At 42.0% G+C, this 10,390-nt stretch carries 12 protein-coding genes; 7 read left to right on the top strand and 5 right to left on the bottom strand.

Annotated features, from left to right (window positions below):
• The first annotated feature begins 277 nt into the window (after positions 1 to 277).
• The 3 genes from PI95_RS12385 to PI95_RS12375 all read left to right on the top strand — a co-directional run bounded on the left by PI95_RS12385 (position 278) and on the right by PI95_RS12375 (position 3,544).
• Positions 278 to 430, top strand: coding sequence for a hypothetical protein (locus PI95_RS12385; protein ID WP_163518840.1), 153 nt, complete (start codon positions 278 to 280; stop codon positions 428 to 430).
• Entirely contained in the window at positions 375 to 2,441 is a 2,067-nt protein-coding gene (locus tag PI95_RS12380) for a prolyl oligopeptidase family serine peptidase (protein WP_039747877.1), read from the top strand. The genes PI95_RS12385 and PI95_RS12380 overlap by 56 nt, the downstream gene beginning before the upstream one ends.
• Positions 2,442 to 2,551: 110 nt before the next feature.
• Complete coding sequence (locus PI95_RS12375) at positions 2,552 to 3,544, top strand: DNA-methyltransferase (protein WP_039748888.1); 993 nt, start codon at positions 2,552 to 2,554, stop codon at positions 3,542 to 3,544.
• 97 nt (positions 3,545 to 3,641) lie between these two features.
• On the opposite strand, the gene arfB is transcribed toward PI95_RS12375, so the two are convergent.
• The 3 genes from arfB to PI95_RS12360 are packed head-to-tail and all read right to left on the bottom strand — an operon-like array spanning position 3,642 to position 4,788.
• On the bottom strand, positions 3,642 to 4,055 hold the full coding sequence (gene arfB, locus PI95_RS12370; protein ID WP_039747875.1) for an alternative ribosome rescue aminoacyl-tRNA hydrolase ArfB: 414 nt from the start codon (positions 4,053 to 4,055) through the stop codon (positions 3,642 to 3,644).
• 54 nt (positions 4,056 to 4,109) lie between these two features.
• Entirely contained in the window at positions 4,110 to 4,541 is a 432-nt protein-coding gene (locus PI95_RS12365) for a PIN domain-containing protein (protein WP_039747874.1), read from the bottom strand.
• Positions 4,534 to 4,788 (bottom strand): YlcI/YnfO family protein, encoded by a 255-nt coding sequence (locus PI95_RS12360; protein WP_039748886.1) that lies wholly within the window; start codon positions 4,786 to 4,788, stop codon positions 4,534 to 4,536. Before PI95_RS12360 ends, PI95_RS12365 begins: the two co-directional genes overlap by 8 nt.
• 293 nt (positions 4,789 to 5,081) lie before the next feature.
• On the opposite strand from PI95_RS12360, the gene PI95_RS12355 reads away from it, so the two are divergent.
• The gene (locus tag PI95_RS12355; protein WP_039747873.1) at positions 5,082 to 5,513 is read left to right on the top strand and encodes a Tery_1686 family protein; all 432 of its coding nucleotides are present in this window, start codon (positions 5,082 to 5,084) and stop codon (positions 5,511 to 5,513) included.
• A 51-nt stretch (positions 5,514 to 5,564) separates the two neighbouring features.
• Here the strand turns inward: PI95_RS12355 and PI95_RS12350 are convergent, their stop codons facing one another.
• Positions 5,565 to 5,972, bottom strand: coding sequence for a thiol-disulfide oxidoreductase DCC family protein (locus PI95_RS12350; protein ID WP_039747872.1), 408 nt, complete (start codon positions 5,970 to 5,972; stop codon positions 5,565 to 5,567).
• 202 nt (positions 5,973 to 6,174) lie between these two features.
• On the opposite strand from PI95_RS12350, the gene PI95_RS12345 reads away from it, so the two are divergent.
• The 3 genes from PI95_RS12345 to PI95_RS12335 all read left to right on the top strand — a co-directional run bounded on the left by PI95_RS12345 (position 6,175) and on the right by PI95_RS12335 (position 8,979).
• A complete protein-coding gene (locus PI95_RS12345) occupies positions 6,175 to 7,233 on the top strand; it encodes an aldo/keto reductase (protein ID WP_039747871.1) in 1,059 nt (352 codons plus the stop codon).
• A gap of 131 nt (positions 7,234 to 7,364) precedes the next feature.
• Positions 7,365 to 7,961, top strand: coding sequence for a DNA starvation/stationary phase protection protein Dps (dps, locus tag PI95_RS12340; protein ID WP_039747870.1), 597 nt, complete (start codon positions 7,365 to 7,367; stop codon positions 7,959 to 7,961).
• Positions 7,962 to 8,262: 301 nt separating this feature from the next.
• Positions 8,263 to 8,979: a pirin family protein gene (locus PI95_RS12335; protein WP_039747869.1), complete on the top strand. Its 717-nt coding sequence runs from the start codon at positions 8,263 to 8,265 to the stop codon at positions 8,977 to 8,979.
• A 192-nt stretch (positions 8,980 to 9,171) separates the two neighbouring features.
• Here the strand turns inward: PI95_RS12335 and PI95_RS12330 are convergent, their stop codons facing one another.
• Complete coding sequence (locus PI95_RS12330; RefSeq protein WP_039748885.1) at positions 9,172 to 10,191, bottom strand: tRNA dihydrouridine synthase; 1,020 nt, start codon at positions 10,189 to 10,191, stop codon at positions 9,172 to 9,174.
• Positions 10,192 to 10,390: the final 199 nt, after the last annotated feature.

Raw genomic sequence — 10,390 nt, 5'->3', positions numbered from 1 at the left:
AAACTGCTCTCTTGTCAGTTGAATTACAGAATTGAGGTTTAATGTAAGTGCTGTCATAACAACCTCTAATTAACTCATCTATTATCAAAAATAGCATTGGTGACTTCTAGTCGCGGTGTTGCTTTGTACAAAGTCCGGATGGTGCGCGGACTTAAGAAAAGTTGAAACCCGCTCACGTATTGTTTAGTCTGTGTAGCTGCGATTGAAACCCGCGTAGTACTGCAAAGCCTCAGTCCCGACGATATACTTGATTTCCTCGTTATTGATGATGTGGGCGATGTCTACGACGGGCTACGCCTACGCACTGTCTTTCTTTGCCAAGATTCAGCTTCGTTCTATCTTAGAACTATGTCACGAAAAAATTAGCATTTACTATGACCAGCGAAAAACACTCTCCTTACCCATCCAGCCGCAAGAGCGATCGCGTTGATGACTACCACGGTACTATAGTTGCAGATCCTTACCGCTTCTTAGAAGACCCCGACTCAGAAGAAACCAAAGCTTGGGTTGAAGCCGAAAATAAAGTTACCTTTGGCTACCTCAACGAAATTCCCGCAAGAGAAAAAATCAAACAGCGCCTCACCAAATTGTGGGATTATGAAAAATATAGTATCCCCTTTCAAGAAGGCGAAAACTACTTTTATTTCAAAAATGACGGACTGCAAAACCAAAGCGTCCTCTATACCCTAAAAACTCTCGACGGTGAACCGAAAGTTTTACTCGACCCGAACAAACTTTCAGAAGATGGTACTATTGCCCTTTCCGGTTTATCTATCAGTGAAAACGGTAAACTTTTAGCATACGGTTTATCCTCATCTGGTTCTGACTGGCAAGAATGGAAAGTCCGAGATGTGGAAACAACTGAAGATTTATCAGATCATCTTAAGTGGATTAAATTCTCTGGCGCATCGTGGACAAATGATAATCAAGGCTTTTTCTACAGCCGCTACGATGAACCAAATGAAAAAACCAAATTAGAAGATGTCAACTATTATCAAAAGCTTTATTACCACAAATTGGGTACATCCCAAACAGAAGACACATTAATTTACCAACGTCCCGACCAAAAAGAATGGGGATTTGGCGGTGGTGTCACAGAAGATGGACATTATTTAGTAATTTCCGTTTGGCTGGGAACTGACCCGAAAAATCTGTTTTTTTACAAAGATTTGACTAACCCAAATGCCGAAGTAGTCGAACTAATTAAGGAATTTGAAGCCGATTATAGCTTTATCGATAATGATGATAGCGTCTTTTATTTCCGTACAGATTTAGACGCACCCCGCGCCAAAGTTATTGCCATTGATAGTAAAAATCCTGATAAATCAGCTTGGCAAGAAATTATTCCCCAAGCTGCGGAAACTTTGGAAAGTGTCGGCATTTTGAATAATCAGTTTGTTGCTGATTATCTCAAAGATGCTCACGGCAAAGTCAAAATTTTTGACCTGAACGGCACTTTTGTTAGAGAGGTAGAATTACCCGGACTTGGTTCAGTGGGAGGCTTTAACGGCAAACGTCATGATACGGAAACTTTTTATAGTTTCACTAGCTTTACCACACCGCCAACTATTTATCGCTACGACATAGTAAGCGGAACAAGTCAAGTTTTTCGGCAACCAAAAGTAGATTTTAATCCTGCTGATTATGAAACTAAACAAGTTTTCTATGGCAGCAAAGATAATACGCAAGTGCCGATGTTTATTACCTATAAAAAGGGGATTAAACTTGATGGTAATAACCCTACCTTACTGTATGCTTATGGCGGTTTTAATATCTCTCTAACTCCGAGTTTTTCTGTCAGTACCTTAGTATGGCTAGAAATGGGTGGTGTTTATGCGGTTCCGAATTTACGCGGTGGTGGTGAGTATGGGGAAGAATGGCATCAAGCGGGAATGAAGCTGAAAAAGCAGAATGTTTTTGATGACTTTATTGCTGCTGCTGAGTGGTTGATTGGCAATGGGTATACCAAGAGTGATAAATTGGCGATCGCTGGTGGTAGCAATGGCGGATTATTAGTTGGTGCTTGCATGACTCAGCGTCCCGATTTGTTTGGTGCAGCTTTGCCAGCAGTCGGGGTAATGGATATGTTGCGCTTTCATAAGTTTACCATCGGCTGGGCGTGGGTTTCTGAATATGGTTCCCCGGATAACCCAGAAGAATTCAAAGCGCTTTATGCTTATTCTCCACTGCATAACCTCAAACCTGGTACAGCTTATCCAGCAACGATGATTACCACAGCCGATCATGACGATCGCGTTGTCCCTGCCCATAGTTTCAAATTTGCCGCTGCTTTGCAAGCTGCACACACAGGTGAGAATCCAGTCTTAATTAGAATTGAGACGAAGGCAGGACATGGTGCGGGTAAACCTACAGCTAAGATTATCGAAGAATCCGCAGATAAGTGGGCTTTCTTGGTGCGTACCTTAAATATGGAAGTTTAGCCAGTAGGGTGTGTTACCGCGATCGCGGTAACGCACCTAAAACCATAACAGTTTATCTTTGCATGTTGCTACTAGTATTGATACGCACCAATGATGATCCGGATTTAAATATGAAACTTGATTGCGAACCTTACTACAAAACAAAATTTGGTGCTGCTTATTTGGGAAACAGCCTGGAATTAATGGCAGATATCAGTAGCGAAAGTATCGACCTAATTTGTACGTCTCCACCATTTGCATTGGTTCGTAAAAAAGAATACGGAAACGTTGATGCCGACGAATATGTAGAATGGTTTAAAGATTATGCGGCACAATTTCACCGTATTCTGAAACCAACAGGTTCACTGGTTATTGATATTGGTGGCAGTTGGATTAAAGGAATGCCAGTTCGTTCTCTTTATCATTTTGAATTAGTTGTTGCTTTGTGCAAAGCCAAAGAAAAAGGCGGACTTGGATTTTATCTAGCACAAGAATTGTATTGGTATAATCCAGCTAAACTCCCCACCCCGGCTGAATGGGTAACAGTTCGCAGGGAAAGAGTTAAAGATTCGGTAAATACAATTTGGTGGTTGTCAAAAGAACCGCATCCTAAAGCTAACAATAGAAGAGTTTTAAAGCCTTATAGCGATGCAATGAAAAACTTGATCAAAAATGGGTATAAACCCAAAGTCAGACCATCAGGGCACGATATTTCCGATAAATTTGGCAACGATAGAGGAGGGGCTATTCCCCCGAATATTATTGATGGACGTTGCAGTGCAGATAAAGAAGAAATAGGGCAACCAGTTATTTTACAAGAAGTTTTAATTGAAGATTTAATGCAGCCCGTAAATGTGATTTCTGCCTCAAATACCGCTTCTAACGATTATTATCAACGACGTTGCAAAGAAGAAGGTTTTAAACCACACCCGGCAAGATTTCCTCAAGCTTTACCAGAGTTTGTCATCAACCTTTGTACAGAACCAGGAGATATTGTTTTAGAACCTTTCGCCGGTTCTAATATGACAGGTCGGGTTGCAGAAACTTTACAAAGACGCTGGTTAGCTTTTGAGATTGATGAAGACTACATCATAAGTTCAAAACTAAGATTTGAAGAACGATAGTTTATCTTTGCAGGTTGCTACAATTAGTGAGAAAATGCACCAGTAATCAGGTGAATTGCGCTGCTTTTGTTAATAGTTGCCTCGTTTTGAACAAATTTCAATCCTCGATATTTCCTCTAATAGACTTAAGCTGTCCTCGCTTGCTTTTGCTATCGAGGCGTTTTCTCACAGAGCTGCGAGTCGGTTTGGTTGGTTTGCGTTTTCGGGGTAACACTGCGACGCTTTTAATGAGTTCTTGAAGTCGTTTCAAAGCCTCTTCTTTGTTCTTCTCCTGAGTTCGGTGTTCTTGAGCTTTAATAACAACAACTCCCTCTTGAGTGATGCGTCGATCGCTGAGTTTCAAAAGTTGTTCTTTATAAAAATCGGGTAGGGATGAAGTATTAATGTTGAAGCGCAAGTGTATGGCAGTGGAGACTTTGTTTACATTTTGACCTCCTGCTCCTTGGGAACGAATAGCACTAATCTCGATATCGCTGTCAGGGATGATTACTTGGTTGGAAATTTGCAGCATTGTTTATATTTTGCTTAGGAACGTGGATTATCGCCAACAGTCGGACAATTTTTTTTACATCTTTCCCATCTCTCGTAGATAACCAGGTCGAGGTATGAGTTGTTTCACAAGTGCTGCATCCGCCGTCCAAAACTCCGCAGATATACTCTCAGCGCAAGCTAAAAATGCGGCATCATACAGCGTAGGTAATTTATATTGCTCGGCAATTTCCCAGGTTTTTGCGCGAATTTCTTCAACTTCAATGTAATCAATGGGAAGTTCGCAAAAGTCCTCAAAAAAACCTTGTGCTTCCTCTGTGGTGATGACTTGCATCCGGGTTTTTTTTCGCAACACAGATCCAACTTCTGCCCAAGCAAAAGCTGGAGCCACTAACCTAAGATTAAGGCTTAATGCTTCTTCTACAATAATTCTGGCTTGTGGTTGATAAATTTCTGGTACAAGGTAGGGAATCCAAACGCTAGTATCTAAGCACAATACTCTAGTCACGCCGCTTTTCGCCTTCTCTGAAACTGCGAATCAAATCCCCAGAAGTACGTTGTATTCCCGTTTTGGCTTTGACGGTTTCGCTGCGGGCTATAATGCGTTGATGAGCTGCCCATCCCCTCCGGCGTCGCACTTCGTTTTCCAAAGCCTCAACTACTAAATCATTCAAGGATTCGCTGACGAATTTTAGTTTCTTGGCTTTAGCAAGCAAGTCAGCCGGAAAACGGATTGTTACGGCTTCGCGTTCCATTGGAATATTTACAACCAAATAGTGATACCATTTATTGTAACTGCTATTTGATTTACTATAAGACTTACGGAGAATCATGAAAAAACTAACCGCAGAGAGCGCAGCGGAAAGTTTGAGCGGAGGTTTCCTCCGATCAAAGCTTTCCAAGAGAGAGGACACAGAGAAATAGACTTTTGCAGAGTTTTTGCGTAAGTCATATGCTATTTTATAAGCGATCGCATAAATGCATTTAGACGCAAATTGCTATTATTTGATAATTCCCTATACAAGACAGATAAATAGGAGTATTGAGCGTGAATGCATCTGAACAGGCAACAAACGTTGAACTTGCTAGCAATATTGCGACGGTAGTTAACTTGTTCAAATTTGAGTTTCCTGATGCAAAATCGGATCTCAAACCCTGGAAGAATGACCCAGAAACTAGGGAATTAGTCGATCCAGACTCGATAGATATCGGCTTTCACTTTCCTGGTATCAGCAAATCTTGGCGCAGTCGCAGTATACTAATTCAAATTAGATTTTATCAAGATCCCATCAATAACTTACGTCGGGCGATCGGTGTGGAAGTCGCAGGATTTGACCATCGCGGCGAAGTATGGCGACTTTCTACAGTAGATAATTGGAGTTGTGTTGGTACATCTGAACCTTCCCCAGAAATAGAGGAAAAGCTAAAACAGTTTTGCCGACACATTTTAGAAGTCTTCAATCAGCAAACTGATAAGTAAGTTCGTAGTGAGCGGTTTACCGCTCATAATTTTAAAGGGCTGAAGCCCTTACTACGTTTTTTCACAGCTACCATCAACGCAATATGCTGATTGATATGTGCTAGAACGCTTGCCAAATATGGTGTAGCGGTTATCGCGAATTTGTTCGTAAAAGCGATCGCCTACCCATTTCACTCCCGGTAATGCCCGATAAGCATCCACAAATACGCTACCTAACGGCAATAATCGTCCAATTTCTTCCGCTGCCGCAGTTCCTTGCCAGCGTCTTTCCGGTGCGTTTCCATCAATCAAAATCATTCCCTGTTCGCAATCAATAGCCGTGATTCCCCACTTTTGAAGTGTTTGCTCATCTTGCATGGAGATATAGCGAAACAGCTTGCCTTGATCTAAAGTTTCTAACAGTTGCACCAAGCTAACGCAAAGATTGCAATTACCGTCGTAAATAACATAATAATTCATAAAAGTTGCAGATTGTTTTTTATATACAGTCTATGTTTATATTTATGAACTGACGAAATTCTGTCAATATTACCTAAGTATGAAAATTATTTACTGATTAATCTCCCCCCAGAAAGCAAGATTTTGCTATTTTTAGCAAGAATTTGCAAGACAATAGTATGGGCGATCGATAAACTTTATTTCAGCAAGTGAATAAATAGTCATGAGATACAAACTCTTAGGCAAAAGCGGTTTGAGAGTCTCTGAACTCTGCTTGGGAACAATGACTTTCGGTGAAGATTGGGGTTGGGGTGCATCCAAAGACGAAAGCCAAAAGGTTTTTGATGCTTTTGTGGAAGCTGGAGGCAATTTTATTGACACTGCCAATGGTTACACCGATGGTAGTAGCGAAAAAATCGTTGGTGAGTTGATCGCTAAGGAACGAGAACGTTTTGTAGTTGCGACGAAATATTCTTTTCCTTTACAGATGAACGATCGCCAAAATAATCCTAATGGCAGTGGTAATCATCGCAAGAATATGATGCAGTCGTTAGAAGGCAGTTTAAAACGCTTGAATACCGACTATATTGATTTATTCTGGTTGCACGCTTGGGACTTCATGACGCCGATTGAAGAAGTCATGCGATCGCTTGATGATTTAGTTAGGCAAGGTAAAATACTATACGTTGGTATTTCTGATACGCCTGCTTGGATTGTCTCACAAGCAAACACGCTAGCGCAATTTTATGGCTGGACACCTTTTGTCGCTTTGCAAATTGAGTATAATTTGCTTCAGCGCACACCGGAAAGGGATTTGTTACCAATGGCAAAAGCCTTCGATTTGGCAGTTACACCGTGGTCGCCTTTAGGTGGTGGTGTGCTGACAGGCAAGTATAATAAGCCTAGTAGCAACGACGAACAGGGACGATTGGCAAGTCCAGAAGGGGGAAGTATTTCTGAACGCAGTTTAGCGATCGCCGAAGTCGTGACTCAAGTTGCTGAAGAAATTGGACATACACCTTCACAAGTTGCACTCGCTTGGTTGCGTCATCAAAATGGTGTGATAATCCCGATTGTTGGTGCCCGCAAGTTAACGCAATTTCAAGATAACTTAGCTTGTTTGGATGTCAGCTTATCATCAGAACATCTGCAACGTCTGAACGAAGTCAGTCAAATCGAACTTGGTTTTCCTCATGACTTCTTGCACAGCGACGTAATACGCGATCGCCTTTTTGGTGGTACATTCAGCACTATTGACAACCATCGTCATTCAGCAAGCTAATTGCAGGTTTACAAATTTTGAATGAAAGTAATAATAATTCACAAACCGATTAATTCCATCTATCGGTAGAGGGTTTTGCGCCCTTAACTACTACCTGTAGACTAGTTTTATCGAGCCAACAAGATAGAACCATGAGCGACAACAATCTTTCATCTCGTCTTTACCCCACCCGTATTGATATTCCTGCTGAAGCGCGATCGCAGATCGTTGTAATCCTCAACAAAACTTTGGCAGCTACCTCAGATTTGAAAACCCAGGTAAAACAAGCGCACTGGAACGTCAAAGGAACTGATTTTTATCAGTTGCACGAATTATTTGACGAAATCGCCGGCGAACTGGAAGAATATGTTGATATGTTTGCGGAACGGGTAACAGCTTTAGGTGGATATGCAATGGGAACCGCTCGCATGGCTGCTGCCAATTCGATTTTACCAGAATATCCTACCGATATTTTGGCAGGAATGGAGCATGTGACAGCTTTGGCAGATCGGTTTGCACCTTATGCCAAGCATTTGAGAGAAGCGATCGACAAAACCGACGAATTAGGCGATCTTGACACCGCAGACCTTTATACTGAAGTTTCTCGCACCATTGACAAACGACTGTGGTTCTTAGATGCTCATCTGCAAGCAGCAGAAGTTACCAACACAGAAAATGGAAATGGAAATGGAAATGGTAACGGTGTTTCAGCTACTACTAAAACTCAACAAACAGTTCTTGCTGGATAAGTTGAGTGGTTAGTGGATAGTGGATAGTGGTTAGGGGATAGTGGATAGTGGTAATTTTTGACAACTATCAACTAACAACTAATAACCAACAACTAACAACCAACAATTACATACAGTATCTTTTTGGTAAGTACGTTACTTTTAAGTGCGTACTTTTCATTTTATATGTATATACTTTACTATTGAGATAGTTAACAAGCAGGTCTAATAAATTTGAAATTTTCAGAGTTATTTGATTTAGATTTGTTAACGAAAAGCTTGTTTTTTTAAGATAAATAACCATCAAAAAGAAGGTAGACGTATGTCTCAAAATACTGTTACCCATCTAATTCACGATAGAAACGCACGCGGTCATAGTAAAATTGGTTGGTTGGATAGTTACCATACATTCTCCTTTGGAAATTTTTCCGATCCCAATCGCATGGGATTTCGCTCTCTGCGGGTAATTAATGACGATCGCGTTGTTCCTGGTGCAGGATTTGGTACTCACGGTCATCGGGATATGGAAATTCTTACATATGTCCTCGAAGGTGCGCTAGAGCATAAAGACAGCTTGGGTACAGGTTCGGTGATTCTTCCCGGTGAAGCGCAAGTCATGAGTGCGGGTACTGGTATCACTCACAGCGAATACAATCACTCACAAACTGAGCCAGTACACTTTCTGCAAATCTGGATTCTTCCCGATCAGCAAGGTTTAAAACCAAGGTATGAACAGAAAGCTTTTCCCATAGAAGAAAAGCGGGGAAAACTACGCTTAATTGCTGCCAAAGATGGACGCGATGGTGCTGTCACAATTCATCAAGATGTTAATTTGTACACATCTGTTTTAGAACCTGGTGATGTGGTAAATTATCACGTTCAACCACATCGTTATGCTTGGTTACAAATAGCGCAAGGTATAGCAACCTTAAATGGTGAAGAACTTAGAGCAGGTGATGGTGTACAAATTAGCGTTGAAGAACAACTGGAAATTAGCACTGAAGTAGGCGCAGAAATCTTGCTTTTTGATTTGGGTTGATGTCAAAATTCTGGAGTTTAGACTAAGCAATGTAAAACGACCCAGCACCGCTGAGTTAAGAAAAGACCTGCTGGAAGCATGAACAATCTTTGATATTAGACAGCAACAGATGGTTCTTTCTGCGGTGGTGTTGCTGTCTTTTTAATTATTGGGAAGCTGTACTGAGAAACCTGAACTAAATAGTTGCCATAGTTACACGCTCAAGGAGGGTGCTAGGGCTAAAGTTTTCTTACTATCAGCAAGGAGAACGCGATCGCATAGGTTAAACATTTCTACCTCGGTCTGCGTCTGTCGCATCAGCCGCAGAAAATGACCTTCAGCGTCAACCGAGAGGGCAATGTAGTTGAGGAACATTTTGAGGTAGCCTACGCGCGATCGCTCTGGCATACTTGCTGCTGTGGGGGTTTGCCATAAACGATCAATATACTTGCGTACCTCTACTAAAGGAACGGGTGCGATCGGCTCTCCTCGCAAAGCCTGCCGAATTTGATTAAAAATCCAAGGATTCCCGATCGCCCAGCGTCCCACCATCACACCCGCAGCACCCGTTTGAGAAAGCACTTCTTTGGCTGTTGTCGCAGAGTGGATATTGCCATTGGCAAGTACTGGACAATCAACCCGTCTGACCGCTTCAGCGATCAAATCATATTTCACTGCCCCGTGGTACATATCTTTCACCGTGCGACCATGCAAACTCAGCAAATCAATGCTGTGGCGATTGATCGTATCTAGAATTTCGTAAAAGGTATCTGTATTTTCAAAGCCTACGCGCATCTTGACGGTTAAAGGGCGATCGTTCACAGCAGAACGCAGTTCTCCCAAAATCCGATCCACTTTTTCTGGTAAGAGCAGCAATCCCCCCCCAACATTTTTGCGATAGATTCTAGGTGCTGGACAGCCCATGTTCAAGTCAACTCCAGCGATATTATAGCGGCAGAGATCAATTGCTGTTCTTACTAAGTCTGGAATGCTTTCGCCAATCATTTGAGCAAAAACGGGACGACCCGTGTCATTTTCAGTGATTGCTGCCAAAATATTACGATTGAGCCGTGAGGTATCATTCACGCGGAAATACTCGGTGAAGAAGTAGTCAGGACTGCCGTAGTGGGCAATGACCTTCATAAACCAGAGGTTTGTCACATCCTGCATGGGCGCAAGAGCGGTGAGGGGTAGGTATGAATGGAGCGATTGGGGGAGCGATACCTGGGACAAGGCTCGGCTCTGACCAATTTTTCTTTCAAGCATCTTCTAAAATCCCCTTGACAACTGCCTTACTGCCTTAACTTGCCACCAATACTCTGGGATCTACGTTTACCTTAGCGTCACGAGTGCGTTTCAAAACGCGCTCGGATTAATGCAAAGCTTTACTAACTATATTGCCCTTGTAGGTATCTTACCTGCCCTACAATAA

Source organism: Hassallia byssoidea VB512170, assembly GCF_000817785.2.
Classification (GTDB): domain Bacteria; phylum Cyanobacteriota; class Cyanobacteriia; order Cyanobacteriales; family Nostocaceae; genus Hassallia; species Hassallia carrinoi.
This window is presented reverse-complemented; position numbering and strand designations above follow the sequence as displayed.